The organism is Stenotrophomonas sp. 86156_Sma, assembly GCF_056481625.1.
The window spans coordinates 4,123,352-4,149,375 of record NZ_CM151157.1 but is presented as its reverse complement, the minus strand read 5'-3'; the positions used below and the strand labels follow the sequence as shown (position 1 = coordinate 4,149,375).

Sequence of the window (26,024 nt, the reverse complement as noted above, 5' to 3'; positions counted from 1 at the left end):
GCGTCGGTCGTGAGCAGGCCGCCAACTGCCTGCAGCGTGCTGCGTGCGCAGTTGCCCGGTGCCGACTTCGTGCACGCCTGCCAGGCGACGACCCGTCGCGATGGGCGCTCGGCCTTGCAGGCCTATCGCGATATGGCGGCGACCATTCCCGGCTGGTTCGATGGGCTGATGGCGCTGCGCAACCACGGCATGCGCCTGCTCGGCATGAAGCATCTGGGCTCGTTGCGGGCGGTGCAGGTTGTTGCGGATCCTCAACCCGGCCAGCGGCTGGGCATCTTCACCCTGCAGTCGCTGGACGACGATGCCATCGTGCTGGAAGACGACGACCGCCACCTGCGCGTGCAGCTGGCGCTGCAGTGGCAGGGCGACGTGCTGGAAGTGGCGACCGTGGTGCATACGCACAACGCGTTCGGGCGCGTGTACATGCTGCCGGTTGCGCCGGTGCATCGGTTGATCGTGCCGCATCTGCTGGAGAAGCAGGTGCGGTTGTACCGGTAGATCCAGGCCATGCGTGGATGTGGTTTGTGATCCGTGGGCTGCTTAACGGCTAAACGGCTCATTGCCAAGTGCCGCATAAATGTGGATTCCGCTGGCAGCAGAAGGCTCGCGACATCCAAACCAGGGACAACCCGCAAAAGAATCATTGAGGTGATGCATGTGGTATTGCGCACACGCCATTTTCTACTACGAGAGTCCAGGACAGGGGGCGTTCCGGGTGCATGAGAACGTGTATCTGATCAGTGCCGACAACGATGAACACGCTCTTGAGAATGCGGAAGCGCTTGCTTCCGGGTATGAGGATCTGACCGGTCGCCTGGTGGGTGAAGACGGTAGGCCTTCCCTCTATCGATTCGCCGGAATTCGCAAGCTGATATCAGTGGCGAGTGATGAGGACACTGCCGAGGGACGCCTGCACTCGGGTGTGGAGGTCACGTACTCCGTCATGACGGTGGATACGTTGGACCAGGTGAAGCGGCTTGCCCGTGGTGATGGCGTGGCAGTGCTGTACCAGGAATAGAAATGTAGAGCCGAGCCATGCTCGGCTCTATAGGGGGCGGTGGCCTTACGGCGTCGCCGGCACCACCTGCTGGCCGATGAAGTTGCGCTTGGCATCGAAGTCATAGGCGATCTGCAACTGCCCCACATCCGGGCAGGCGTGGCAGTCGCGCAGCGGCGTGCGGTACAGCAGGCGGATGCCGCCGTTCTCCAATGGCGAAGCGCCGGCCGATTGTGCCGGTGCGAACGGCGTGGCCTGCGGGTTGGCCTTCAGCAGTTCCTGCACGGCGGGGTCGGCACGCAGGGTGTCGTCCAATTGCACGGCATCCACATCGATGCGCTTGCCGCTGGCGTCGACCAGGCGGGTGCCTTCGTTGGTGTTGGCGCGGAACGGATACTCGACCGTGGCAATGCCCAGGCCTTCGTTCTCGTGCCAGGCCGTCACATAGGCCAGCTCACCGCCGCTGGACAACTGCTCGGCGGCAGCAATGGCATCGGCGCTGGCGCCACCGGCGCGCATCGCATCGCGCAGGCACTCGCGGGTGGCCGCATTCTCGCCCTGGCGGCAGGCGTTGAGGTCGCCATCCCACACCACGGCCTCGCTCCAGCGCAGCTTGCCGTCGGCGGCGGCCTTCTCTGCGCTGGGCGTGTCACCGGCAGGTGGCTCCTTGCCCGGTTCCGGCGAACGGCCCTGGCAGGCGGTCAGCAGGGCAAGCCCCAGGGCAGGCAGCAACAGGCGGGAACGGCGCATGGCGTGGACCTCGTGCGTTGTCTGGAGGCCCAAGTATCGTCAAGGGCGGGTGAACTCCGCGTCGGCGCGGCATACTAGCGGCTCATTGCATACGCTGGAGTGTGGAACGTGGGCAGTCTGCAGGGCAAAACGCTTTTCATCACTGGTGCCTCGCGCGGCATCGGCCTGGCCATCGCACTGCGCGCTGCGCGCGACGGCGCCAATGTGGCCATTGCAGCCAAGTCGTCGGTGCCGAACCCGAAGCTGCCGGGCACCATCCATACCGCGGCCGAAGCGGTAACGGCGGCTGGCGGCCAGGGCCTGGCCCTGAAGTGCGACATCCGCGAGGAAGAGCAGGTGCAGGCGGCGGTGGCGGCCACGGTCGATACCTTCGGTGGCATCGACATCCTGATCAACAACGCCAGCGCGATCTGGTTGCGCGGCACGCTGGATACGCCGATGAAGCGTTTCGACCTGATGCAGCAGGTCAATTCGCGCGGCAGCTTCCTGTGCGCGCAGGCCTGCCTGCCGTACCTGCTGCAGGCGCCGAACCCGCATATCCTGACTCTGGCGCCGCCGCCGAGCCTGGAGCCGAAGTGGTGGGCACCGCACACCGGCTACACGTTGGCGAAGATGGGCATGAGCTTCGTCACCCTGGGCCTGGCCGCGGAATTCGGTCCGCAGGGCGTAGCGGTGAATGCGCTGTGGCCGCGCACGGTGATCGCCACCGATGCGATCAACATGATTCCGGGCGTGGATGCGGCTGGCTGCCGTACGCCGCAGATCATGGCTGATGCCGCACATGCGGTGCTGGTGCGTGAAGCGGCCGGCTTCCACGGCCAGTTCCTGATCGACGATGAAGTGCTGGCACAGGCCGGTATCACCGATCTTTCCGGATACGCGGTGGATCCGTCGCGGCCGTTGTTGCCGGATCTGTTCCTGGATTGACCGCGCGTCGCTGGAAGAGGCCGAGGGCTGCGACCCTCGGCCTACTGCGCTAGAATGCGTGGCTGTAATCGTTTTCAACAAGGATGTGAGCACATGTCACGCACTCTTTCCGTGGCGGCGCTGGCCGCTTCGCTGTCGTTGATCCTGACCGCCTGCGGTGGCAAGGCACCCGCAGCTGCGGGCGCCGCCGCTGCCTCCGGCACGCCGGACGCCAACACGGCCCCGTCCGATACACAGCAGCAGTTGACCGCCAAGCTCAACGCCTACATCGGCTGCTTCAACGCGCTGGATTCGAAAACCCACGGCAGCATCCAGTCCTACACGCGCTGGATCAAGGATGTCGACGCTGGCCCGACCGGACGCGAGACGCACGTGTACGGCCCGTTCGAGATCAGCGACTACGACATGAAGCAGTGCGACGCCCCGGTGACCGAGGCGATCGCTGCCAAGCCGGCGCTGGCCGAACTCGATGCGGCTGCAGGTCACTACCAGCAGGCGCTGAAGGCGCTGGTGCCGGTCAGCAAGGACGCGCATGACTACTACGATCGCCAGGACTACGAAGACGACCAGTTCGCCAAGGGCAAGCAGCTGCACGCGCCCTTGATGGCTGCCTTCAAGGATTTCGTGGCTGCCAGCGAAACGTTCAATGCCGAGCTGGAGCGCCAGAACGACGCCGCCCAGCGCGAGCAGCTCAAGGCGCTGGAACAGGCCGAGGGGCGCACGCGCGAGTACTACCGTCTGGCGATGATGCTGGAAGCCAAGGCGATCATGGATCTGATGAGCGAGGATGATTTCGATCAGGCCAAGGCCCGCGAACGCCTGGATGCCTTCAACCGCATTTCCGATGAAGCGCACGCCAAGGTTGCCGACCAGGAACCGGGCAAGTCGGACTGGGAAGGCTTCGAGCGTGGGGCCGAGAATTTCCGGCGCGAAGGCAAGGAGCGGCTGCAGCGCGTCAGCGAGAAAAAGCCTTACACCGATTTCGAACGACGCATGCTTGATTCGCCGTCGATGGCGCCGCGTGGCTCTGCCAGCAAGCTCATGCAGGAATACAACACGCTCGTTTTCCAGAGCAACCGCCAGTGACCGGCGCGCCAGCACCCATGCGAGAGACCATGACGACTTCCTGTCTGCGTATCGCGCCGCTGCTGCTGATCGGCGCTGTGGCTGGCCTGAGCGGCTGCAACAAACCGGCAGGGTTGTCGCTGGCCGACCCCAGCCTGGAGAAGGTGAACGCCTACATCGAGTGCTACAACGGCGTTGAACAACCCATTCACGAGGGTTTCCAGACCTACACCAGCTGGATGAAGGACCCTGAAGCCGGCCCGACCGGCAAGGAAGCGCAACCGCGTTCGCCCGGGAAGGTGCTGTCGCACCGCGTCGAGTACTGCGGCCAGCCACTGACCGACGCGCTGGCGAAGACCCCGGCCTTGCCGATGGATGGCCCCGCGCGTGACTATCAGCAGGCCTTCCAGGCATTGAACACCCTGGTCGAGCGCGCCGATGGATACTTCACCCGCGAGGATTATCGTCGTGATGGCGGTGAAGGGATGCGCAGCCAGCATGCCCCGCTGATGCAGGCCTATGCTGATTTCTTCAAGGCCAGCGAAGCGATGGATGTGGCGCTGGAAAAGAACGAGAACGATCGCCGTGCCGCGCAGCTGAAGCAGATCGAGGAGAGCGAAGGGCGCTCGCTGGCCTACTATCACCTTCGCCTGCTGGGCGACGGCAAGCTACTGGCCACGGCGTTCCAGGACGACGCACCGGACGTTGCGGCGCTGCGCGTGCAGCTGGCTGACTATCAGGCACTGGTGACGGAAATCCAGAACGGCGGTGTCGGCAAGGACGACCCGATGTGGGGCCACGTGCAGCGTTCGGCGGACAAGCTGGTGCGTACTGCGGGACGTGGCGTCGAGCGCCTGGAGCAGCACAAGCCGATCACCGCCGAAGCACTGGCGGCAGAGCGGAAGGCGTCGGGCAGTTGGCTCACCACCGACCCGGAAGGGGCGCAGTCAACGATCCTCGCCGCATACAACGATCTGGTGACCACCAGCAACCGCATGCGGTGAGCAACGGCACACGCATCCATGCGTAACCGCCGAGAGGTAGTGCCGGCCGCTGGCCGGCATGTACCTCAATGGTTGAACGCATCCGGCAGCTTGCCGCCGCACTTGCGGCAGTGCAGTGCATCCGGTTCATGGCCTTCCAGCCCACAGTCCGGGCAGCCACGTGCATCGCGGCGCGCGGCCTGCTCGGCTTCACGCATGGTGCTGGCCAGCTCGGCGGTATAGATGCCGGTGGGCACGGCGATGATGCTGTAGCCGATCAGGATCAGCACCGAGGTGACGAAGCGGCCGAGCACGGTCTGCGGCACGATGTCGCCGAAGCCGACCGTGGCCATGGTCACCACCGCCCAGTACATGCTGGCCGGGATGTTGGTGAAGCCGTGTTCGGGGCCCTCGATCACGTACATCAGCGCACCGGCGATGATGGTGATGGTGATCACCGTGAAAAGGAACACCAGCACCTTGCGCCGGCTGCGCCACAGTGACGTCATCAATACGCCGCTTTCCTCGATGTAGCGGGTCAGCTTGAGGATGCGGAACACGCGCAGGATGCGCAGCGCACGCACCACCAGCAGGCTCTGCGCGCCGGGGATGAACATCGACAGGTAGGCGGGCAGGATCGACAGCAGGTCGATGATGCCCCAGATGCTCACCGCGTAACGCAGCGGGCGTTTGACCACCGCCAGCCGCAGCAGGTACTCGGCGGTGAAGATGATCGTGAAGCCCCATTCCAGGATGTACAGGCCGGTGGACCATTCGGCATGCAGGTGCTGCACGCTGTCGATCATCACCACCAGGATGCTGGCGATGATCGCCACCACCAGGATCAGGTCGAAATTGCGCGAAGGCCGGGTGTCGTGGCGGTAGATGATGTCGAACCACCGACGGCGCCAGCCGGTCTCGGTGGCGGGGTTCAGCTGGGGGGCGGAAAACGGTCGCATGGGCGCATTGTGCCGCAGGGGTTCCGGCGCGAGAATGGGGATTCCTGAACCCTGCCGACTGCCATGACCGCCGCTACCGATCCGCTGATCTCCCTTTCGCACTATTACCTGCCGGTCTACAAGCCCCGCCAGGTGGTACTGGAACGAGGCCAGGGCGCCCGCGTGTGGGACAGCCAGGGCCGTGAGTTCATCGACCTGGCCGCCGGCATCGCCGTGTGTGGCCTGGGCCACAACGATCCGGACCTGGTGGCCGCGCTGGTCGAGCAGGCCGGCAAGCTCTGGCACACCAGCAACGTGTTCTACAGTGCACCGCCGCTGCACCTGGCCGAGGAGCTGGTGAAGGCCAGCCGCTTCGCCGAGCGCGTGTTCCTGTGCAACTCCGGCGCCGAAGCCAACGAAGTGGCGATCAAGATGGTCCGCAAGTGGGCCTCCAGCCAGGGCCGCCCGGCTGACAAGCGCGTCATCATCACCTTCCGTGGCAGCTTCCACGGCCGCACCATGGGCGCAGTGACGGCTACTGCCCAGCCGAAGTACCAGGAAGGCTACGAGCCGCTGCCCGGTGGCTTCCGCTACATCGATTTCAACGATGAGGTGCAGCTGGAAACCGCGATGGCCGCCGGCGACGTGGCCGCAGTGATGCTGGAGCCGATCCAGGGCGAGGGCGGCGTGATGCCGGCCAAGTCCGGCTTCCTCAAGCGCGTGCGCGAACTGTGCGACCAGCACAACGCACTGCTGGTGCTGGATGAAATCCAGGCCGGCATGGGCCGCACCGGCACGCTGTTCGCGCACTGGCAGGACGATGTGGTACCGGACATGGTCACCCTGGCCAAGGCGCTGGGTGGTGGCTTCCCGATCGGTGCGATGCTGGCCGGCCCGAAGGTGGCTGAGACCATGCAGTTCGGCGCACACGGCACTACCTTCGGCGGCAACCCGCTGGCTGCTGCGGTGGCCCGCGTGGCACTGCGCAAGCTGGCCTCGGCGGAGATCGCCGCCAACGTCAGCCGCCAGTCGAAGGCGCTGCGCGATGGCTTCGCCCGCATCAACGACGAGTTCGGTGTGTTCAGCGACGTGCGTGGCCGTGGCCTGATGCTGGGCGCGGTGCTGAGCAAGGACTTCGCCGGCCAGGCCGGTGCGATCCTCGACCATGCCGCCGAGCAGGGCCTGCTGACCCTGCAGGCCGGTCCGGACGTGCTGCGCTTCGTGCCGTCGCTGAACATCACCGACGAAGAAGTGGCCGAAGGCCTCAAGCGCCTGCGCGCAGCGATTGCTGCTTTCATCGCCGCGCGCTGACGCCGCGGCGCTGGGGTCGGATCCCTCTCCTGCGGAGAGGGCTCTGACCCCGATCAGCTCACCGCGTAACGCTTCAACACCTTGCCCAGCCCACGGCCATCACGCACGGTTTCCGCGTGCAGGCCGGCGGCGCGTGCGCCGCGCACGTTGGCGAACAGGTCATCGACGAACAGCGTGCGCGCAGGTGCCACGCCGAGTACCTCAAGCGTGCGCAGGAAGACTTCCGGCGCCGGTTTGCGCAGGCCGAAATCGGCGCTGCAGAACACGCGGTCCTGCAGGGCAGGGAACAGTTCCGGTAGCAGGGTGGGCAAGGCCTGTTGCATCAGCGCGCCGTTGTTGGTCAGCACTGCCATCGGCAACTGCAGGGCCTGCAGCCGCTGCAACACGGCAGCCTGCGGATGGCTGGCGGCCCGCCGCGCCGCGGTCCAAGCAGTCACATCGACCGTCGTGCCTAGAAGCTCTCCCAGCTGCGCCAGATAGGCCGGGCCATCGAGCGTGCCATCGTCATGTGCCGCTTCCAGCCCGCTGTCGTACAGCGCGGCCTGCACGGTTTCCGGCATGACATCCAGCGCCTGCGCAAGGTGCAGCACGCGCTGCGCGCGCTGGTACTGCACCAGCACGCCATCCACATCCAGCAGCAACAGGTCGATCCGCATTGGTCGAGCATGCCATTGCAGTGAACACGCGGGAAACCCTGGAGCAGCCATGCGACAGACGGTCGCAGACGCGGCCGCAGGGGCCTGCCTAGAATGGCGCTTGAATCCGCAGGAGATGCAACGATGAAGGCTTGGATGGTGGCAGTGGGACTGGGCGCGCTGATGCTGGCGCCGTCGGCGATGGCGCGGGTGTGTGCGGTGAGCATCGACAGCACCGACCAGATGAGCTTCAGCAGCCGCGAGATCAAGGTGGCCGCTGATTGCACCGCCGTGGATCTGACCCTGCGCCACACCGGCAAGCTGGCCGCTACCGCGATGGGCCACAACTGGGTGCTGACCCGCAGCGCGGATTACCAGCCGGTGGCGATGGCCGGCATGCGCATGACCCTGGCCGACAGCTACCTGCCGAAGGCCGACAAGCGCGTGCTGGCGCACACCAAGGTGATCGGCGGTGGTGAAACCGCGCGCGTGCGCTTCTCTACCCAGGGCCTGCAGAAGGGTGGGGATTACACCTTCTTCTGCTCGTTCCCCGGCCACTTCGCGATGATGAAGGGCAAGTTCGTCTTCGGTTGAAAAAAGGGGACGGAGGGGATTAAGTCGTTTGTGCACAAACGACTTAATCCCCTCCGTCCCCTTTTTGTGCAGAGCGGGCTCAGCCCTTGGCGGCCTTGAATGCCACGCGTGCAGCGGCCAGGGTGGCCTCGATCACCGCATCGTCGTGCGCGCTGGACAGGAAGCCGGCTTCGTACGCCGACGGCGCCAGGAACACGCCCTGGTCCAGCATCGCGTGGAAGAAGCGGTTGAACGCCGGGATGTCACAGGCGGTGGCCTGCGCATAGGTCTCCACCTTTTCACTGGTGAAGAACAGGCCGAACATCGCGCCCACGCGGGTGGTGGTCACGGCCACGCCGGCTTCGGCAGCGGCCGCTTCCAGGCCGGCGCACAGGCGCGCGGTGCGCTCGGCCAGGTCGGCGTGGAAGCCCGGCTGCTGGATCAGTTCCAGCATCGCCAGGCCAGCAGCCATCGCCACCGGGTTGCCGCTCAGCGTGCCGGCCTGGTAGATCGGGCCGGCCGGGGCGATCTGCTGCATCAGCTCGCGGCGGCCGCCGTAGGCACCCACCGGCATGCCACCGCCGATGATCTTGCCGAAGGTGGTCAGGTCCGGCGTGATCCCGTAGTGCGCCTGCGCACCGCCGAGGGCGACGCGGAAGCCGGTCATCACCTCGTCGAAGATCAGCAGCGCGCCGTGCTTCGTGCACAGTTCGCGCAGGTGCTGCAGGTAGCCGTCGCGCGGCGGGATGCAGTTGGCATTGCCGACCACCGGCTCGATGATCAGGCCGGCGATGTCGTCACCCTGTTCCTCGAACAGTGCAGTGGCCGCTTCGAAGTCGTTGTAGGGCAGGGTCAGGGTCAGTTCGCTGAGGCCTGCCGGCACGCCGGGGGAGGTCGGCACGCCCAGCGTCAGCATGCCGCTGCCGGCCTTGACCAGGAACGAGTCGCCGTGGCCGTGGTAGCAGCCTTCGAACTTGACGATGCGGTTGCGGCCGGTGGCGCCGCGCGCCAGGCGGATCGCCGACAGCGTGGCCTCGGTGCCGGAGTTGACCATGCGCACCATCTCGCACGACGGCACCAGGCGGGTGATGGTCTCGGCCATGGTCACTTCGGCCGCGCAGGGCGCGCCGAAGGACAGGCCATTGTCGATCGCCTTCTTCACCGCCTGGCGCACCGCCGTGTGGTTGTGGCCGACGATCATCGGGCCCCAGGAGCCGACGTAGTCGATGTAGCGATTGCCGTCGACGTCGTACAGGTAGGCGCCGTCGGCGCGCTCGACGAAGAACGGCTCGCCGCCGACCGATTTGAACGCGCGTACCGGCGAATTGACGCCGCCCGGCAGCAACTGCTGGGCGCGGGAGAACAGGGCGTGGGACTGGTCGTGGTTCATGGGGCTTTCCTGGGCGTTACGCGAACTGGGCGAGGTAGGCGCGCTGGATCGCCACCGGGTCTTCGGCGGCGAACACGCTGCTGACCACGGCGACCAGATCGGCGCCGGCGTCGATGATGGGACCGACATTGTCCGGCGTCAGGCCGCCGATCGCCACCCGCGGCACGCCCAGTGCGGCGCTTTGCCGCAGCAGGTCGGTGTGGGCGCGGCTGCTGGTGATCTTGGTGGTGGTCGGGAAGAACGCGCCGAAGGCCACGTAGCTGGCGCCGGCCGCCACGGCCTGCTCGGCGTTGGCCAGCTGGTCGTAGCAGGACGCGCCGATGATGGCGTCCGCGCCGAGCAGGGCACGCGCGCTGGGGATATCGCCATCGGTGCCGCCCAGATGCACGCCGGCGGCGCCGACCGCCTTGGCCAGCGCCGGGTCGTCGTTGACGATCAGCGGCACGCCGTGTTCCGCGCACAGCGCCTGCAGGGCGGTGGCCTGCTCGCGCCGCAGCGCGTCGCTGGCGGTCTTGTTGCGGTACTGCAGCCAGGTGGCGCCGGCGGCCAGCAGCGGCGCGGTGCGGGCCAGCAGGCGTGCGGTATCGGGCTCGTCCGGGGTGATCAGGTAGACGCCGCGGGGCGCCGGGGAAGCAGAAGTCATCGATGGCTACCGGTGAGTGGACCGCGATGGGACAATGGCGGCCCGTGAATCCAGCCTTGATTATCCGATGAGCGATGCCACCCCCACCACCTTGCGTACCTGGATGTGCGTGGTCTGCGGCTTTCTTTACAGCGAAGCGGAAGGCTTGCCGGAAGAAGGCATCGCGCCGGGGACGCGCTGGGAAGACATTCCCGAGACCTGGACCTGCCCGGATTGCGGGGTGACCAAGGCCGATTTCGAGATGGTCGAGGTCGATTGAGTTTCCGGGCCGCCGGGCATGGCCCGGCGCTACCGGTGGGTGTGGACCGTTGGTCCGCACACCGGACACCCTCAATGCAGCCGTGGCACCGGCCCGCCGAGGTCGATCAGCTTCTCGCGCAGCCACTGCGCATCGCTGGCCTCGGGATTGCGCTTCAGGTACTGCCCCAGGTCGTGGCGGGCACCGGCCAGATACTCCAGCTGCAGGTAGGCCAGGCCGCGATCACGCAGCGCGTCGTCCTGCTCCGGGGCCAGCTTCAGCAGGCGGTCGGCACTGCGTGCGGCACGGTCCCATTCGCCCGCTTCGGCATACACACCGTGCAGGTTGCGCAGCATCCGCATCAGGATCGCGCGCGCAGGGGCTGGGTCGAGGATCTGCGCCAGCACCTGGTCGTCGGGCATCTGCCCGCCCAGGTGTGACTTGGCCCGCTCGCGCAGTTCGTCCACGTCCAGCGGGCGGCCGCCATTGAACGGGTCCATCACCAGCACGCCGTCGTCTACCGGCAGGCGCACCAGGAAGTGGCCGGGAAAGGACACGCCGTCGAGCGGAATGCCCAGCCGGCGCGCGACTTCCATCTGCACCAGTGCCAGCGAGATCGGGTTGCCCAGGCGGCGCTCGAATACCTGGTTGAGGTAGCTGTTGCGCGGGTCGTAGTACTCGTCGTGGTCGCCGCTGTAGCCCAGCTCGTCGAACAGGTGGCGGTTGATCGCCGCCATCTTCAGCGGGCTGTTGTCGATGCTGTCCACTTCCGAGCGGAGGTGGTCGACATGGCTCTGGATCAGTGCGTCGTAGGTCGACGGCTGCAGATCGGGGTATTCATCGCGCGCGATCAGCAGCGCGGTCGGCAGCAGTGGCAGCGCCTCGTCTTCGAGGTCGGCCAGTGCATCCCAGTCGGGGAGTGTGATCCGGTCCTGCATGGCCACAGACTGGCGTCATTCGCAGGCGGTTTCAAGCGGTGTCGCGTGAAAAATTCAGGGGTCAGATCCCTTTCGCGTGCGAAAGGGATCTGACCCCGGCAGGATTGCCGGCCAGCGGCCGGCACTACCGTGGGCAGAACCCTGTTACTCGATGCCTGGGCCGAATTTCAGCTCCGTGCCGTCCTTCAACTTGAGCTTCTCGGCCTGGCCGGCGTTGAGCTCCAGCACATAGCGCGCCGGGCCGCCGCTGGGGTAGGGCGGGCACATGTCGCCGGCCGAGCACGGCGGCACATCGCGCTGCTGGCTGACCAGCTTGCGCTGGCTGTCGAAGTACAGGATGTCCAGTGCGATCTTGGTGTTCTTCATCCAGTACGCCTGCATTTCTTCGCGGTCGTGGATGAACAGCATGCCGTGGTCGGCCGACATCTGGTCGCGGAACATCAACCCGCGCGCGCGGGTTTCATCGTTGGTGGCCAGCTCCACCTGGTAGCGGGCGCCATCCAGCTCGACCCAATGGCGGGCCGCGTCGGTAGCACAGCCGGCCAGGGCCAGCAGCGGAAGCATCAGCAGCGAACGCAACAGCGACATCGTCAGGATCCTTCGAAAGGGTCAGAGCACGACCGGCGGCTCACCACCGACGATCACCACATCGGCGCGGCGGCGAGCGAACAGGCCCACGCAGACCACGCCCGGCAGCTGGTTGAGCTCGCGCTCCAGCTTTTCCGGATCGGTGATCTGCAGGTTGTGGATGTCCAGGATCTGGTTGCCGTTGTCGGTGACCACGCCTTCGCGCCAGGTCGGCTGGCCGCCGGTCATGTCGCGGATCTGGCGGGCGACCAGGCTGCGCGCCATCGGGATCACTTCCACCGGCAGCGGGAACTTGCCCAGCACCGGCACCTGCTTGCTCGGGTCGACGATGCAGATGAAGCGCTCGCTGGCCTCGGCGATGATCTTCTCGCGGGTCAGTGCGGCGCCGCCGCCCTTGATCAGGCACTTGTTGGCATCGCACTCATCGGCGCCGTCCACGTACAGCGACAGATTGCCGCTGTGGTTCAGCTCGATCACCTCGATGCCGTGCTGCTTCAGGCGCGCGGTGCTCTGCTCGGAGCTGGACACGGCACCCTTGATGCGGTGCTGGATGCGGGCCAGGGCATCGATGAAATAGGCCACGGTGGAACCGGTGCCGACACCGACGATCATGCCGTCTTCAACGTACTCGATGGCTTTCTCGGCGGCCAGGCGCTTGGCTTCGGACATGGGAGAACTCTCAGGCAGGGAATCAGGATTTCTTTTCCAGCGACAGCAGCAGCTTCCACTGCGCGGCGGTCACCGGGAACACCGACAGGCGGTTGCCCTTGGCAACCAGCGGGAAGCCCTCGCCGAGTTCTTCGGCGTGCAGCTTGATCTCGTCCAGCGCGATCACCTGCTTGAGCTTGCGGTCGAAGGCCACGTCCACCAGCATCCAGCGCGGGTTCTCGCGCGTGCTCTTGGGGTCGTGGTAGTCGGATTTGGGGTCGAACTGGGTGTCGTCCGGGTAGGCCGGGCTGGCGACCGTGGCCAGGCCGACGATGCCCGGCACCTTGGTATTGGAGTGGTAGAACAGGATGCCGTCGCCGACCTGCATGCCATCGCGCATGAAGTTGCGCGCCTGGTAGTTGCGCACCCCGTTCCAGGGTTCGACCTTGACCTTGGCGAGGTCATCGATGGAGAAGGCGTCCGGTTCGGACTTCATCAGCCAGTAGCGCTTGCGGGCGGTCATGCGTTCACGGGGGCAGCGGAGGGGAACAGGGTGCCGTCTTCGGTGCAGATCGCATCCACCGGCACGTCCCACGACGCCACCGGCAAGGACTCGACCTGCTGCACCGCGAACGCAGCGCCGACCAGCCAGGGCGGCGCCGGCCGATCGTGGCGGAAGGCGAAGCTGCGATCATACCAGCCGCCCCCCATGCCCAGCCGCCGGCACTGTGTGTCGAAGCCCACCAGCGGGGTCACCACCAGCGCCATCTGCGCCGGTTCCAGGGTGTCTTCCACGGCCACATCCGGCTCGGGGATGCCGTAACGGTTGCTGGTCAATGCTTGCCCGGGCCGCCATGGCGCGAAGCGCAGCGTGTCGCCGGCCAGAATCGGCAGGCAGTAGGTCAGTGTGTCGGGTAACTGCACCTGCCACCGGTGCAGGGCGATTTCGCCATCCAGCGCCCAGTAGCCGGCCACGGCGCCTTCGCGCGGGGCGAACGGCAGGGCCAGCAGGGCATCGGCGAGGGATTCGGCGGCGGCAATGCGCTCAGCGGCGGAAAGGTCGCGGCGGCGTTGCCGCAGGTCGTGGCGCAGGGCCTGGCGCGGGTCGGTCATGGCAGCGTGCGGCAAGGATCAGCCGTCATTGTGCCGGAAAGAACAAGGGCGACGCCCGAAGACGCCGCCCTTGCTGGAATATTGCATTCTCCGCAATGTCGATGCATGCGAAACGACCTTGAACCCGGGGGCTCAAGTGGGAACGCTGGAGAACCATCGGGCTTCCCGCTACAAGGCGGACCTGCACTCCCGGCGCTGTCGCGCTCCCGGTGTCGTTCTTAAGGGACAAGGCGAATGTTTGCACATGCCGTCGAGTACCGCAGAGAACGCGTGGCCATTATAGCCAGCACGCAGGATCTGGATAGGCCGTTCGTCGGCAACAGTCCGTGCCAATTCAGATATGAGAAAAGGGGACGGAGGGGATTAAGACGTTTCCGGCACGGAAGGGGCGAATGCGCCTTGATTCCCTCCGTCCCCTCTTCTACGGGGTGCCGTCGATCGCGCGGTCCAGGCGCCGGTTCAGGTCGGCCAGCGTCTGCTGCAGGGCGACTGCCTGGCGGGCGTTCTCGTCGCGCAGCAGTTGCAGTTCATGGGCCAGGTTCAACGCCGCCAGCACGGCGACGCGGTCGACCGCGGCCATGCGGTTGCTGCCGCGGATTTCGCGCATGCGCGCATCGAGCAGGCGCGCGGCCGCCATCAGGCTGTCGCGTTCATCGCCGCCGACACCCACGGTGTATTCACGATCGAGGATGCGGACACTGACCGGTTCGGCGCTCATGTGTGCTGCTCCAGGGATTTGAGCCGGCTGATCATTGCTTCCACCCGCGAGCGTGCCTGCTCGTTCTTGGCCAGCAGCGTGGAACGCTCGGCCACCAGCTGTTCCTGCTGGTGGCGCAGGCTGCGGTTCTCCTCGGCCAGGCGCTGGTTGCGTTCAAGCAACGCTTCCACGCGGGCAGCGAAGTCCTGCAGCTGGGCAAGGGGATCGGCGGGTTCCATACGGGCACGATAGGCAAGCCGGGTAAGGGCGGTCAAGCGTTGTCGCAGCAAGGCCTGACGGTCGCAGAGAGGATGCCGTCGGGTTGCTACACTACGGGGTCTCACGGGCGCGCGCGTGCGCGCCCCGGGTTTCCTTTCCGAACGAGCCGCACGATGACCGAACTTCCCTCCGTCGACGACGTTACCCGCGCCAGCCAGGAACTGGGCCTGGGCGCCACCGCTGCCGAGCTGCACGGCGCACTGTGCGGCTGGCTGGCCGCCGGTGGTGCCCCCGGCAATGATTGGCCGGCGCGTGTGCTGGCCGACGACAACCTGCCGCCGGTGGCCGCCGACAGCGTGCTGGGGCAGCTGCTGCAGGTCACCATCAAGCAACTGGAAGACCGCGATTTCGCCTTCGAACTGCTGCTGACCGATGGCGACGACGTGTCCGCGCAGGCTGATGCCATGTTCAGCTGGACCCGTTCCTTCCTGGGCGGCTTCGGCCTGGGCAGCGGCGGCCGCCGCCCGACCCTGTCCGAAGAGGGCGAAGAAGCGCTGACTGACATGGCCAGCCTGGCGCGTGCCTCCAGCGAGGATTTCGAGGCCGGCGGCGATGACGATGACGAAGCCCTGTCCGAGATCGAGGAATTCATCCGCGTGGCGGTGTTGCTGCTGCACGGTGACGTGGTGCTGGCCTCGCGCCATCGGCAGCGCCTGAACTGATGGACATCAAGCAGCGCACCGGCATCGCGGCCGGCGAATACAAGCGTCGGCGCCGCCAGCTGATGGACATGGCCGGCGAGGATGCGATCCTGGTGCTTCCCGCCGCCGCCGAGAAGGTGCGCAGCCTCGATACCCATTACCCGTTCCGGCAGGATTCGGACTTCCAGTACCTGAGCGGCTTCCCGGAGCCGGAAGCGGTGCTGGTGCTGATCCCGGGGCGACGCCACGGCGAGGCCATCCTGTTCTGCCGTGAGCGCGACGCCGAGCGCGAAGCCTGGGACGGCAACCGCGCCGGCCAGGAAGGTGCGGTGGCGCAGTACGGCATGGACGATGCGTACCCGATCGACGATCTGGACGACATCCTGCCGGGCCTGCTGGAAGGGCGTTCGCGCGTCTATTACCACTTCGGTCGCGACGCCGATTTCGATCTGAAGCTGATCGGCTGGGTCAACCGCGTGCGTTCGCAGGTGCGCCACGGCGCGCAGCCGCCGCATGAGTTCCTGGAGCTGGGCCACCTGCTGCATGAGCAGCGCCTGTTCAAGTCCGGCGCCGAAGTGGCGCTGATGCACCACGCCGCGCAGATCAGTGTACGTGCACATCTGGCGGCGATGAAAGCGGCGAAGGCCGGCATCCACGAATACGAACTGCAGGCCGAACTGGAACGCGTGTTCCGCGCCAACGACGCGGTGCCGGCCTATTGCAGCATCGTCGGTGCAGGTCGCAACGGCTGCATCCTGCATTACCGCGACAACAACGCACGTTCGCGCGATGGTGAGCTGGTGCTGATCGACGCCGGTGCCGAATACCGCGGCTATGCCAGCGACATCACCCGCACGTTCCCGGTGAACGGCCGCTTCAGCGCCGAGCAGCGCGCGCTGCACGACCTGGTCGGTGACGCGCAGGCCGCGGCACTGGCCCAGGCCAAGCCGGGCGTGGCCTACGAGATGGGTCACCTGGCGGCGGTGCAGACCCTGACCGAAGGCCTGCTGCGGCTGGGCCTGCTGAAGGGCACGCTGGAAAAGAACCTGTCCGAGGGCCTGTACCAGCGTTTCTACCGGCACAAGACCGGGCACTGGATCGGCATGGACGTGCACGACGTGGGTGACTATCGCCTGGCCGGCGATTCGCGCCTGCTGGAGCCGGGCATGGCATTCACCATCGAGCCGGGGCTGTACATCGGTGTGGACGATACGACGGTGGAGCCGCGCTGGCGCGGTATCGGGATCCGTACCGAGGATGACGTGCTGATCACCGATGACGGGCATCGCGTGCTGACCGAAGGCCTGGCGCGCAGCGCCGACGAGATTGAAGCGGTGATGGCGGGGTAAGGGGTTTCGGCAGGGCTTGCAGCCCTGCACCCGCAGAGGCAACAGCCAAAGCCAAGGCCAAAGCGGGCTATCCGTGGGATGGCGGGGCACGGTGGGTTTGCGGGGACGCCGTGAATCCATCCCTGGAGGCTTGGTCGCCGCATCCATGCGGCTCACACCCCGCAAACCCACCGTGCCCCGCCTTCGACAGGTTCACGCGGCTGTTGGTGGGTGCCGACCGTTGGTCGGCACATCTGTCAGATATCGAATGAATCCTCCACGCATGGCGTGGATCTACTGGCGACTGCGGCCGTTGGAATGCGCGACTGTTGGTAGGTGTCGACCTTGGTCGACACAGAGCGAGCGCAGCGAGCGACCCGCTTTTGATTCTCTTTTTCTTTTCCGTGGTCGGCCGCGCGCAGGAAACTGTCAAAGGTGGGGCGGGGTGGGTTCGCGGGGGTGTCCGCGGCATGGATGCCGCGGCCAAGCCTCCAGGGTGAAGTGACCCCCGAGACTTGGACGGGGTCAGGCGGCCGATTGGGCCTGCTCCCGGTACTTTATCGGGCTCAGACCTTTCAGTTTCAGTTTGATGCGTTCTTCGTTGTAGTACTGGATGTATTCCACCAGCCCAGCCTCCAGACTCTCGAGGCTGTCAAAGCTGTTCAGGTAGAAGAATTCCGACTTCAGCGTTCCAAAGAAGCTCTCCATCGCCGCATTGTCCAGGCAGTTGCCGCGCCGGGACATGCTTTGCTTCAACGAGTGCTTTTCCAGCATATGCCGGTAGTTTTCATGCTGGTACTGCCAGCCCTGGTCGGAGTGGATCATCGGGCGCTCATCCGGGGAAAGCTTCTTGATGGCCTCCTCCAGCATTTGGCCCACCAGATCAAATACGGGCCGACGCTTGATCTGATAAGCCACGATTTCACCGTTGTAGAGGTCCATGATCGGCGACAGGTACAGCTTCATGCCCTGCACCTTGAACTCGGTCACGTCAGTCACCCATTTCTGGTTGGGGCGCTCGGCATGGAACTGGCGATTGAGGTCATTGCCAACCACAACATTGGCCGCCCCCTTGAAGGCCTGGTAGCGCTTCACACGCACCCGCGATTTCAGCCCCATCTCCCCCATCAGGCGCTGAACCCGCTTGTGATTGGTCCGATGGCCCTGATTGGCCAATTCCAGCGTCACCGTGCGATAGCCATAGCGCCCTTGGCTTTGATCGTAGATTGCACGGATGCGCTCGCACAGGGCTGCCTCATCCTGATCCGGATGGGCCAGGACATGGTTCTGGTAATAGAACGTACTGCGTGACAGCTCAGCTGCTTCGAGCAGAAGCGACAGCGTATGAACCTGCCTCAATCCTTGGACGGCTTGCGCTTTGCGTCCTGCGCCGCCTGCTCTTCCCGGATCAAGGCATCGAGTTTTTTTAGGTAGTCGGTCTCCGCACGCAGATAGGCGACTTCCTTGAGCAGCTCATCGCGGCTCATATCTTCAGGTGGCTTGGACGAACGGGTCTTTTTCATCGGCTTTCGGGGCGGCGGCGGAGGGGGTGCCAACGCTTGGGCACCGCCTTGAGCATACAGGCGCCGCCATCGCCCCACCGCGCCGGCATCGCCAATTTGAAAGTAGGTGGTGGCCTCCCGCCCGGACATGCCGTCCTGGCTCATTTTCTCCAGGACAGCCAGCTTGAACGGGAGGTCATAGGACCGGGCCTGGCGATGAAATCCCCGCCAGCCATGCAGCCGATAGGTCGCCACCCAGCGCCTGACCGTGGAGAACTCCAGGCCGTGGCGACGGGCAATGGCTTTGACCGATGTGGAGGTCTTGCAGGCCTCTTTGGCGACCTGCAGTTTGAAACGCGCGTCGTATTTGTTCATGTATCCCTCGGGGTTGGATCTGGTGTCCAACTCCCGGGGGTCACTTCAGGGATGGATTCACGGCGTCCCCCGCGAACCCACCCCGCCCCGCCAAGCGCGGCTTTTGATTTCAGCGGCCAACCACGAGGGGCTCAGCCGTTCGCCGCCGCAAACTCCGGCCGCGTCAGGTTGTCCGCTTCGCCCTCGGTGCACAGCACTTCGTCTTCGATGCGGATGCCACCATACGGACGGAAGAAGTCCACGCGGTCCCAGTTGATCGCATCGCCATGGCCGGCGTCCTTCACTTCGTTCAACAGCATGTCGATGAAGTACAGGCCCGGCTCGATGGTCACCACCATGCCCGGTTCCAGCACGCGGGTCAGGCGCAGGTACGGGTGGCCGGCCGGGCGCTCGATACGGCCGCCTTCGTCGCTGGCCGCGAAACCGGCCACGTCGTGCACCTGCAGACCGATCAGGTGGCCGATGCCATGCGGGAAGAACGCGGCGCTGACGCCGGTTTCCACTGCGGTCTGCGGCGAGACCTTGATCACGCCGAAGTCCTTCAGCACGCCCATCAGCGAAAGATGTGCGTCCACGTGCAGCTGCTTGTAGTCGAAGCCCGGGCGCACCGCTGCGCACATCTGCTGCTGGGCAGCGTCGACGGCGGCGATCATCGCGGCGAACTCGTCGTGGCCCTGCGCGGCGTAGGTGCGGGTGATGTCGCTGGCGTAGCCGTGCGCGCTGGCACCAGCATCGATCAGGAAGCTGCGCAGCGGCTGCGGCGCCTTGCGGCCCAGCTCGGTGTAATGCAGCACGGCGGCATGTTCGTTCAACGCCACGATGTTGCCGTAGGGCAGCTCGTTGGCGTCCTGGCCGACGGCCTGGCAGTACGCCATGTGGATGCTGAACTCGTCGGCGCCGTTGCGGAACGCGGCTTCGGCGGCGCGGTGGCCGCGCACGCCCAGCACCTGCGCCTGGCGCATCAGCGCGATTTCATACGGCGTCTTGCTGCCGCGGTGCCATTCCAGGTAGTTCACCACCGGCGCCGGGTTGTTCGGCACGTAGTTGCCCAGCGTGCTCTGCGGCTCGCCGAGGATCGCGCAGCGCGACGGGTCGGCCGGCAGCAGGGCCAGCGCCTCTTCGGGCTTGCGGATGATGTGGATGTCGAAGTGCTCCACCCACCAGCCACTCGGTGCGTCCGGTACCACGTGCCAGTAATCGAACGGCTGGTGGAAGATCACCGCCGGACGCTTGCCGGGGGTGAACACGATCCAGCTGTTGGGCACGCGGGTCAGCGGCAGCCAGGCCTTGAACTGCGGATTCACCGCATACGGGTAGTCGCGGTCGTCGAACACCTGGTAGTGCAGGGTGCCGCTGGGCACCACCAGGTGATCGAAGCCGCCGCGGGCCAGCGCCTGTTCGGCGCGTCGGCACAGCACGGCCAGGTGGTCGGGATACAGGGCGCCGGGGTCTTGCTGGATCATTGCGGTGGCTCGACACGGAAAACGGCCCTAGATTCTGCCGCATACCGCGAAAAACCGCTGTGCCGGAACCGGCACTCAGACCGTCGAAACCGGTCCCTCGTCGCTGTCCTCGCCCACCCACTGGCGCAGCAGCTGCCGATGTTCGCGTGAAAGGGTCAGGAAGCGGAAGCCGGTCCAGCTCTGGCCGGGTGCATGTGCGGGCTCGCTCCACAGCAGGTGCACGCCCACATCGATGGCCTGCTGACGGCCATCACCCAGTGGCAACGGGAAGCGCAGCTGGTACAGCGCATCCTCGCGCAGCGGCACGCTGGCCAGCATCAGCATGCCGGTTTCGGAGACATTGCCGAGGCGCCCGACCACGCACTCGCGCATCTGGTCGGTGACCGGCACCAGATCCGAGACCTGGCGGCGCGGCGCGCGGCGGGTGTCCTGCGGCGGTACGGCTTTCATGCGGGGGTCTCCTGTGCGCGGCCTGTGGCCAGTGCGCGCAGCGCACCAAGGCTGGCTTCCCAGGCACGGTCGACCAGCCGGCCCTTGTCTTCGGTGACCAGTTGCGCGCGCCCGGCACTGATCTGCCGTGCCAGCGTATCCAGGTCGGTATCGGTGATCTTCTGCCCGCGTGGATTGACGAACAGGGCGTGGCCGGTCAGCAGGCTGTACCAGGACAGGCGCTGGCGGCGCAGCGTGCCATCACCGGTATCGATGTCGAACCAGCTGCCGAACGGCAGCGTGGACAGCTGCTGGTAGGCGGCTTCTTCGGCACTGCTGCGGGGCGTTGCAGGCGCCGTGCCGGTGGGCGCGCCGGCGTGTTCGCCCAGGCGCGCACGTGCCTTCAGGCGGGCACTGAGTTCGGTACGCGAGGTGCTTTCATCCTCGCCACCGGGCGTGGCCAGCCTGCGCGCGACGGCGGCGGCTTCCTCGGCGTGGTAGCCGACCTGCAGCAGTGCGGCCTCCACGTCCGCTGCCAACGCGGTATCGGTGCCGCCGGGGGCGTCGATGGCCTGTGCGGTGATGGCAGCGATGCGCTCGGTCTGTTGCAGGCGTTCCTGCCACTGTGGCGAATCATCGCCATGGCGCAGGCGGGTGAGGGTCAGTGCATCGGCCCAGGCCTGGCGCAACAGGGTCTGCACGAAGCGCGGTGGCGACTGCGTGTCGCAGCACTGGTCGATCTGTGCGGTGGCCTGGCGACGGGCCAGTTCCAATCGTTCCTTGCCGCGCGCGGCTTCCACGTGGCGGCGCTCGGCCAGTTCGGCACGATGGGCCGCCGCGCGCTGGTGCTGCTGCACGTCTTCGTTGGCAGCGGCGAAGGCTTCCGGCGCGCGTGCATCCTGGCCGAGCAGGCCCTGCACGCTCTGCGCCATGCGCTGCAGCAGCTGCGGGTCGACATCGTCGTCGCCCAGCCAGTTGGCGCCGACTTCGGCAATCTGGTTGAGCAGCTCGCGCGCGGGATGTTCGTCGCGTACGAAGAAGCCCGGATCGGCCATGGCCGCACGTGCCAGGGGCACCTGCAGGCGGGCCAGCAGGGCGGCCGGCACCGGATCGGGACGCTGCTGCTGTTGCACCTGCTGCATCAGCATGCGCAGCAGGTCCAGGTTGTCCCGGTCGTGACTGCCCAGCTGGGCCTGCGCACCATGCTCGCTGCGCAGCTGCGCGACCACGGCGGCCTGCAGGTCGGCCACGCCGGTTGCCGCGCTGGACTGAGCCTGCAGACGCGCGAGTACCGCGTCGACTGCCGCACTGGGCACTGCGCCGCTGTCCGCCGGGGCAGGGTTGGCGTGCCGGGCCTGCTGCAGCAGCTCATGCAAAGCACTGCCGGTGGATGTGGTCACGCCCGGCGTGGCGGGGCCGGCTGCGCCACCCTCGTGGAAGGCGTCCTGTACCAGGCTGGACCAGGAGCCGGCCGGTGCCGAACCGTTCCAGCCGGTCAGGGGGGCCGCGCTGCGCTTGGCCGGCTGCGTGGTGCGGCCACCACCCACCGACTGGGTGATGATCCGACGCGTGCTCGACGAGCGTGCCAGGTAGGGGGTGTAGACCAGCCCCGGCAGTACGCCGGACTGGGCCAGCAGGGCATTGGCACGGTCAAGGATATCGCCCAGCCGTTCCAGCACCTGTCGTTCGAAACTGCGGTACAGCGCCAGCTGTACCTCGACGCTCAGCGCGTCCTGTTCGGCAATCCGGCGCACCATCGCGCACAGTGCCTGCGGCGCCAGCGGCAGGGTGTCGGCCTCGAAGGCCGGCGCCGCCGCCAGTACCCCCAGGCGTTGGCCCAGCAGGTTCAGTGTGTTGGTTGAACGCAGGGTTTCGCGCCGCACCATCTCGGTCAGCAGCAGGTCGCGATCCACTTCGTGCTCATCAACCAGCGACAGCCCGAGCATGCCCGGCAGCGCTGGCGGCGTAGCGCTGGTGCTGACACCGCTGCCCGGTTCGCGCAACCGTGCGAGGGCGTCGGCAACGGCATCGAGCATGCGGTCGGCGAAGTGGCCGGCGAAGGCGTGCAGCTGTCCACGCTGGGCCATCAGTTCGGCCTGCTGCTGCGGATTGCGTGCGCGATCGGCGTCGTGCAGCAGGGTCTGCTCCAGCGCTTCGACAGTCAGGATCAGGGGCGCGGCCAGCGTCTGCCGGCACAGGCCGATCAGCGCGCCCAGCAGCTCACGTACCCGCGGTGGCAGGTCGCTGGCGGCCAGGCGGTTCTTGTCGGCAGGAGTGATGGAAAAGACAGCTGACATCGGCAGGCGGTATCCGGATTCCCGCGGATCGATCTGGTGAATCTACCGTGTCGGCCGCTGTCGGCGCTACTTTAGGGCGAATGTGCATCCCGTTCGCCAGGCATGGCCCGACCGATGAACGGTAGTGCCGGCCGCTGGCCGGCAATCCGCGCCGATCGAGCTGCCGGCCAGCGGCCGGCACTACCCGTTACTGCAGGACGCTCACTCCTCCAGGAACAGGCTCACCACATCGTTGGTGAAGCGGCGGCCCAGTTCGGTCGGCTGCACATGGCCATCGGTCACGTCCAGCCAGCCACGCTGCACGGCCTCGGCCAGCGGTGCATCCAGCACGCTGCGCGACAGCCCGGTACGCGACTCGAAATCGCGCAGGCCGAAGCCTTCGTGCAGGCGCAGCAGATTCAGCATGTACTCGAAGGGCAGGCGCTCAGGCGCGATCACATCGTCACCCCCGAACGAGGCCGGGGTGCCCGCGCTGTCCAGATAAGCCTGCGGATGCTTCAGCTTCCAGCGTCGCAGCACGTGTTCCTCTGCACCGGAGCTGATCTTGCCGTGCGCACCGGCACCGATGCCCAGGTAATCGCCGAAACGCCAGTAGTTCAGGTTGTGCGCGCTCTGCCGACCGGGTCGCGCGTAGGCGCTCACCTCGTACTGGCCGAAACCGGCCTGCGCCAGCAGCGCCTGGCAGTGTTCCTGCATGTCCCAGGCGTTGTCTTCATCGGGAATGCCCTGCGGCGGCCGCGCGAAGAACACCGTGTTCGGTTCCAGGGTCAGCTGGTAGTGCGAGATGTGTGCCGGCTGCAGCGCGAACGCGCGTTCCAGATCGGCCTCGGCACCGGCCAGGGTCTGTTCCGGCAGCGCGTACATCAGGTCGATGTTGAAGTTGTCGTAGCCCGCGTCCTGCGCCATCTTCACCGCGCGCTCGGCTTCGCCACTGTCGTGGATGCGGCCCAGGCGCTTGAGCATGGCGTCGTCGAAACTCTGGATGCCGAAGCTGAGGCGGTTCACGCCGACCGCGCGATAGCGGTCGAAGCGGCCATGCTCTGCGGTGCCCGGGTTGGTTTCCAGGGTGATTTCGGCATTGGGCGCGAAACGCAGGCGTGCGCTGGCCTGTTGCAGGAAACGGTCGATTGCTTCCGGCGGGAACAGGCTGGGCGTGCCGCCACCGAAGAACACGCTGTGCACCACCCGGCCCCAGACCAGCGGCAGGTCCTGGTCGAGGTCGCGCAGCAGCGCATCGATGTAGGCATCGAACGGCAGCTCGCCCTTGGCCTGGTGCGAATTGAAATCGCAGTACGGGCATTTGCGCACGCACCACGGCAGGTGCACGTACAGCGACAGCGGCGGCGGCACCAGTCGTACCGAAGTGTCGTGGTCCGCCGAACAGGCTTCGCCGGGCAGGTGGTTGCAGTGGTCGTGGGCGTGCGGCATGGGCTTCTTCGGTAGTGCCGGCCGCTGGCCGGCTTCCCTGGTTCGATCGGGTGGCGTCAGTACAGCGTCGCCAGCTGCTGCTTGAGCTGCTGCAGGGCAATGGCACGGTGGCTGATGGCGTTCTTCAGGGCCGGCTCCATCTCCGCGGCGGTCAGGCCGTGGGTGGTGTCCAGGAACACCGGGTTGTAGCCGAAACCATTCGTGCCGCGCAGTTCACGGATGATCTGGCCCTCCCAGCGACCTTCGCAGATCAGCGGCTGCGGATCGGTGGCGTGACGCAGCAGCACGATCACCGCATAGAAGCGGGCGCCGCGCTGGCCATCGGGAACGTCGGCCATCGCCTCCAGCAGCTTGGCGTTGTTGGCCGCGGCATTGGTCGGGTGGCCGGCATAGCGCGCGCTGTACAGGCCCGGCGCACCGCCGAGGGCATCGACGATCAGGCCGGAATCATCGGCCAGCGCGGGCAGGCCGGTCGCTTCGCAGGCCGCGCGCGCCTTCAGCAGCGCGTTCTCGACGAAGGTCAGGCCGGTTTCTTCCACGTCGCCCAGGCCCAGCTCGGCGGCCGAGGTGATCTGCAGCGGCAGGTCGGCGAGGATCTCCTGCATCTCCACCAGCTTGCCGGCGTTGTGGCTGGCCAGTACCAGTTTCTTCATTGACGGGGCTCCAGCAGGTCCCAGGTGTTGCCATACAGATCGCGGAACACCGCGACCGTTGCATAGGGTTCTTCGCGCGGCGCTTCCAGGAACTCGACCCCGGCGGCCAGCATCGCCGTGTGGTCGCGGTGGAAGTCGTCGGTGTTGAGGAAGAAGGCGACGCGGCCACCGGTCTGGTTGCCGATGCGGCTGCGCTGTTCCTCGTCGCTGGCACGGGCCAGCAGCAGGGCGGCAGCGCTGCCGTCGGTCGGCCCCACCACCACCCAGCGCTTGTGGCCCTGGTCGATGTCCTCCAGCAGTGCGAAGCCGAGCTTGCCGGTGTACCAGGCAACGGCTTCGTCGTAGTCGGCCACCACCAGGGTGGTCAGGGCGACGCGCCGGTTCATGCCGACAGCGCCGCCTGCTGTGCGTCCAGCAGCTCGCGCACGCCCTTCTCGGCCAGGCCCAGCAGCGCGTCCAGCTCGTCGCGACGGAAGGCATGCCCTTCGGCGGTGCCCTGCAGCTCGATGAAGCCGCCACCGTCGTTCATCACCACGTTCATGTCGGTGTCGCAGTCGCTGTCTTCGGCGTAGTCCAGGTCCAGCACCGGGGTGCCGCGGTACACGCCCACCGACACCGCGGCCACTGCGCCCAGGATCGGGTTGCGCTTGATGTCGCCACGCTTCATCAGCACGTTCACCGCATCGACCAGGGCCACGTAGGCGCCGGTGATGGCAGCGGTGCGGGTGCCACCGTCGGCCTGCAGCACGTCGCAGTCGAGGGTGATGGTGCGCTCGCCCAGCGCGTTGCGGTCCACGCAGGCACGCAGGCTGCGGCCGATCAGGCGCTGGATCTCCAGGGTGCGGCCGCCCTGCTTGCCACGGGCGGCTTCACGGTCGCTGCGGGTGTGGGTGGCGCGCGGCAGCATGCCGTACTCGGCGGTCACCCAGCCTTCGCCCTTGCCGCGCAGGAAGCCCGGCACGCGGTTCTCGACGCTGGCGGTGCACAGCACACGGGTTTCACCGAAGCACACCAGCACCGAACCTTCGGCGTGGCGGGTGAAGCCGCGTTGGATGGCGACCGGGCGGAGCTGGTCGGGCTGGCGGCCGCTGGGGCGGGAATCGGACATGGTGCGGGTTCCGTAATGGCGAGGGAGTACGCCGCCACGCCCGCGGCCTTCACGGGGCGGGCAAGGGGGCTCTGGTGAGGGCGCTAG

30 protein-coding genes and 1 other RNA gene are annotated in these 26,024 nt (G+C 66.6%); 10 read left to right on the top strand and 21 right to left on the bottom strand.

Features of this window, described 5'->3' with window-relative positions:
• Window positions 1-9 precede the first annotated feature (9 nt).
• Window positions 10-498 carry a DUF2867 domain-containing protein gene (locus ACZK33_RS19245; protein WP_423175191.1) on the top strand — a complete coding sequence of 163 codons (489 nt, stop codon included), beginning with the start codon at window positions 10-12 and terminating at the stop codon, window positions 496-498.
• A 157-nt stretch (window positions 499-655) separates the two neighbouring features.
• Window positions 656-1,018, top strand: a complete 363-nt coding sequence (locus ACZK33_RS19240) for a DUF4288 domain-containing protein (RefSeq protein ID WP_423175192.1) — start codon at window positions 656-658, stop codon at window positions 1,016-1,018.
• A gap of 45 nt (window positions 1,019-1,063) precedes the next feature.
• Here ACZK33_RS19240 and ACZK33_RS19235 read toward each other — a convergent pair whose 3' ends face one another.
• The gene (locus ACZK33_RS19235; protein ID WP_423175193.1) at window positions 1,064-1,747 is read right to left on the bottom strand and encodes a hypothetical protein; all 684 of its coding nucleotides are present in this window, start codon (window positions 1,745-1,747) and stop codon (window positions 1,064-1,066) included.
• Between the two features lie 108 nt (window positions 1,748-1,855).
• Here ACZK33_RS19235 and ACZK33_RS19230 point away from each other — a divergent pair, with 108 nt between their 5' ends.
• From ACZK33_RS19230 to ACZK33_RS19220, 3 genes are all read left to right on the top strand, one after another.
• Window positions 1,856-2,674: an SDR family oxidoreductase gene (locus ACZK33_RS19230; protein ID WP_071228178.1), complete on the top strand. Its 819-nt coding sequence runs from the start codon at window positions 1,856-1,858 to the stop codon at window positions 2,672-2,674.
• Between the two features lie 93 nt (window positions 2,675-2,767).
• The gene (locus ACZK33_RS19225; protein WP_423175194.1) at window positions 2,768-3,760 is read left to right on the top strand and encodes a YiiG family protein; all 993 of its coding nucleotides are present in this window, start codon (window positions 2,768-2,770) and stop codon (window positions 3,758-3,760) included.
• A 17-nt stretch (window positions 3,761-3,777) separates the two neighbouring features.
• Window positions 3,778-4,743 (top strand): YiiG family protein, encoded by a 966-nt coding sequence (locus tag ACZK33_RS19220; protein ID WP_071228198.1) that lies wholly within the window; start codon window positions 3,778-3,780, stop codon window positions 4,741-4,743.
• Window positions 4,744-4,808: 65 nt separating this feature from the next.
• Here the strand turns inward: ACZK33_RS19220 and ACZK33_RS19215 are convergent, their stop codons facing one another.
• Window positions 4,809-5,681: an ion transporter gene (locus ACZK33_RS19215; RefSeq protein WP_032128376.1), complete on the bottom strand. Its 873-nt coding sequence runs from the start codon at window positions 5,679-5,681 to the stop codon at window positions 4,809-4,811.
• Between the two features lie 63 nt (window positions 5,682-5,744).
• On the opposite strand from ACZK33_RS19215, the gene ACZK33_RS19210 reads away from it, so the two are divergent.
• Complete coding sequence (locus tag ACZK33_RS19210; protein ID WP_006467246.1) at window positions 5,745-6,971, top strand: acetylornithine transaminase; 1,227 nt, start codon at window positions 5,745-5,747, stop codon at window positions 6,969-6,971.
• A 53-nt stretch (window positions 6,972-7,024) separates the two neighbouring features.
• Here ACZK33_RS19210 and ACZK33_RS19205 read toward each other — a convergent pair whose 3' ends face one another.
• Window positions 7,025-7,627, bottom strand: a complete 603-nt coding sequence (locus ACZK33_RS19205; protein WP_423175195.1) for an HAD-IA family hydrolase — start codon at window positions 7,625-7,627, stop codon at window positions 7,025-7,027.
• Window positions 7,628-7,750: 123 nt separating this feature from the next.
• Here ACZK33_RS19205 and azu point away from each other — a divergent pair, with 123 nt between their 5' ends.
• Complete coding sequence (azu, locus tag ACZK33_RS19200; protein WP_049460658.1) at window positions 7,751-8,200, top strand: azurin; 450 nt, start codon at window positions 7,751-7,753, stop codon at window positions 8,198-8,200.
• Window positions 8,201-8,279: 79 nt separating this feature from the next.
• On the opposite strand, the gene hemL is transcribed toward azu, so the two are convergent.
• Both hemL and thiE read right to left on the bottom strand, forming a co-directional pair.
• The gene (gene hemL / locus ACZK33_RS19195; RefSeq protein ID WP_423175196.1) at window positions 8,280-9,569 is read right to left on the bottom strand and encodes a glutamate-1-semialdehyde 2,1-aminomutase; all 1,290 of its coding nucleotides are present in this window, start codon (window positions 9,567-9,569) and stop codon (window positions 8,280-8,282) included.
• 16 nt (window positions 9,570-9,585) lie between these two features.
• Window positions 9,586-10,212 carry a thiamine phosphate synthase gene (thiE, locus tag ACZK33_RS19190; protein WP_182266644.1) on the bottom strand — a complete coding sequence of 209 codons (627 nt, stop codon included), beginning with the start codon at window positions 10,210-10,212 and terminating at the stop codon, window positions 9,586-9,588.
• A 34-nt stretch (window positions 10,213-10,246) separates the two neighbouring features.
• Here thiE and ACZK33_RS19185 point away from each other — a divergent pair, with 34 nt between their 5' ends.
• Window positions 10,247-10,471, top strand: a complete 225-nt coding sequence (locus ACZK33_RS19185) for a rubredoxin (protein WP_080291769.1) — start codon at window positions 10,247-10,249, stop codon at window positions 10,469-10,471.
• 71 nt (window positions 10,472-10,542) lie between these two features.
• On the opposite strand, the gene ACZK33_RS19180 is transcribed toward ACZK33_RS19185, so the two are convergent.
• From ACZK33_RS19180 to ACZK33_RS19145, 8 genes are all read right to left on the bottom strand, one after another.
• Entirely contained in the window at window positions 10,543-11,388 is an 846-nt protein-coding gene (locus ACZK33_RS19180; RefSeq protein WP_100473812.1) for a SirB1 family protein, read from the bottom strand.
• Window positions 11,389-11,532: 144 nt separating this feature from the next.
• The gene (locus ACZK33_RS19175; protein WP_099605443.1) at window positions 11,533-11,976 is read right to left on the bottom strand and encodes a DUF192 domain-containing protein; all 444 of its coding nucleotides are present in this window, start codon (window positions 11,974-11,976) and stop codon (window positions 11,533-11,535) included.
• Window positions 11,977-11,997: 21 nt separating this feature from the next.
• Complete coding sequence (rpiA, locus tag ACZK33_RS19170; RefSeq protein ID WP_006389802.1) at window positions 11,998-12,645, bottom strand: ribose-5-phosphate isomerase RpiA; 648 nt, start codon at window positions 12,643-12,645, stop codon at window positions 11,998-12,000.
• A gap of 22 nt (window positions 12,646-12,667) precedes the next feature.
• The gene (locus ACZK33_RS19165) at window positions 12,668-13,147 is read right to left on the bottom strand and encodes an EVE domain-containing protein (protein WP_032128370.1); all 480 of its coding nucleotides are present in this window, start codon (window positions 13,145-13,147) and stop codon (window positions 12,668-12,670) included.
• Entirely contained in the window at window positions 13,144-13,737 is a 594-nt protein-coding gene (locus tag ACZK33_RS19160) for a 5-formyltetrahydrofolate cyclo-ligase (RefSeq protein WP_032128369.1), read from the bottom strand. The genes ACZK33_RS19165 and ACZK33_RS19160 overlap by 4 nt, the downstream gene beginning before the upstream one ends.
• A gap of 83 nt (window positions 13,738-13,820) precedes the next feature.
• A non-coding RNA gene (gene ssrS, locus ACZK33_RS19155) (6S RNA) lies at window positions 13,821-14,006 on the bottom strand.
• Between the two features lie 152 nt (window positions 14,007-14,158).
• Window positions 14,159-14,455 carry a cell division protein ZapA gene (locus tag ACZK33_RS19150; RefSeq protein WP_005410899.1) on the bottom strand — a complete coding sequence of 99 codons (297 nt, stop codon included), beginning with the start codon at window positions 14,453-14,455 and terminating at the stop codon, window positions 14,159-14,161.
• On the bottom strand, window positions 14,452-14,673 hold the full coding sequence (locus tag ACZK33_RS19145; RefSeq protein ID WP_005410898.1) for a TIGR02449 family protein: 222 nt from the start codon (window positions 14,671-14,673) through the stop codon (window positions 14,452-14,454). Before ACZK33_RS19145 ends, ACZK33_RS19150 begins: the two co-directional genes overlap by 4 nt.
• Window positions 14,674-14,826: 153 nt before the next feature.
• Between ACZK33_RS19145 and ACZK33_RS19140 the strand changes: the two genes are divergently transcribed.
• Together ACZK33_RS19140 and ACZK33_RS19135 are read left to right on the top strand one after the other, a co-directional pair.
• Entirely contained in the window at window positions 14,827-15,375 is a 549-nt protein-coding gene (locus ACZK33_RS19140) for a YecA/YgfB family protein (RefSeq protein WP_032128368.1), read from the top strand.
• Window positions 15,376-15,380: 5 nt separating this feature from the next.
• Window positions 15,381-16,703, top strand: a complete 1,323-nt coding sequence (locus ACZK33_RS19135; protein ID WP_152906883.1) for an aminopeptidase P N-terminal domain-containing protein — start codon at window positions 15,381-15,383, stop codon at window positions 16,701-16,703.
• A gap of 504 nt (window positions 16,704-17,207) precedes the next feature.
• On the opposite strand, the gene ACZK33_RS19130 is transcribed toward ACZK33_RS19135, so the two are convergent.
• From ACZK33_RS19130 to rph, 8 genes are all read right to left on the bottom strand, one after another.
• A protein-coding gene (locus ACZK33_RS19130; protein WP_423174462.1) for an IS3-like element ISStma2 family transposase occupies window positions 17,208-18,559 on the bottom strand; the annotation gives its coding sequence in 2 pieces (ribosomal slippage) (window positions 17,208-18,112 and window positions 18,112-18,559; 1,353 coding nt in all).
• A 131-nt stretch (window positions 18,560-18,690) separates the two neighbouring features.
• A complete protein-coding gene (pepQ, locus tag ACZK33_RS19125) occupies window positions 18,691-20,022 on the bottom strand; it encodes a Xaa-Pro dipeptidase (RefSeq protein ID WP_277778969.1) in 1,332 nt (443 codons plus the stop codon).
• 75 nt (window positions 20,023-20,097) lie between these two features.
• Window positions 20,098-20,472 (bottom strand): PilZ domain-containing protein, encoded by a 375-nt coding sequence (locus ACZK33_RS19120; RefSeq protein ID WP_032130391.1) that lies wholly within the window; start codon window positions 20,470-20,472, stop codon window positions 20,098-20,100.
• On the bottom strand, window positions 20,469-22,748 hold the full coding sequence (locus tag ACZK33_RS19115; RefSeq protein ID WP_423175830.1) for a DUF1631 family protein: 2,280 nt from the start codon (window positions 22,746-22,748) through the stop codon (window positions 20,469-20,471). The genes ACZK33_RS19120 and ACZK33_RS19115 overlap by 4 nt, the downstream gene beginning before the upstream one ends.
• Before the next feature lie 201 nt (window positions 22,749-22,949).
• Complete coding sequence (gene hemW / locus ACZK33_RS19110) at window positions 22,950-24,176, bottom strand: radical SAM family heme chaperone HemW (RefSeq protein ID WP_423174869.1); 1,227 nt, start codon at window positions 24,174-24,176, stop codon at window positions 22,950-22,952.
• A gap of 56 nt (window positions 24,177-24,232) precedes the next feature.
• Entirely contained in the window at window positions 24,233-24,829 is a 597-nt protein-coding gene (gene rdgB / locus ACZK33_RS19105; protein WP_014038346.1) for an RdgB/HAM1 family non-canonical purine NTP pyrophosphatase, read from the bottom strand.
• Complete coding sequence (locus tag ACZK33_RS19100; protein WP_423174868.1) at window positions 24,826-25,215, bottom strand: VOC family protein; 390 nt, start codon at window positions 25,213-25,215, stop codon at window positions 24,826-24,828. Before ACZK33_RS19100 ends, rdgB begins: the two co-directional genes overlap by 4 nt.
• Complete coding sequence (gene rph, locus ACZK33_RS19095; protein ID WP_423174867.1) at window positions 25,212-25,937, bottom strand: ribonuclease PH; 726 nt, start codon at window positions 25,935-25,937, stop codon at window positions 25,212-25,214. The genes ACZK33_RS19100 and rph overlap by 4 nt, the downstream gene beginning before the upstream one ends.
• Window positions 25,938-26,024: the final 87 nt, after the last annotated feature.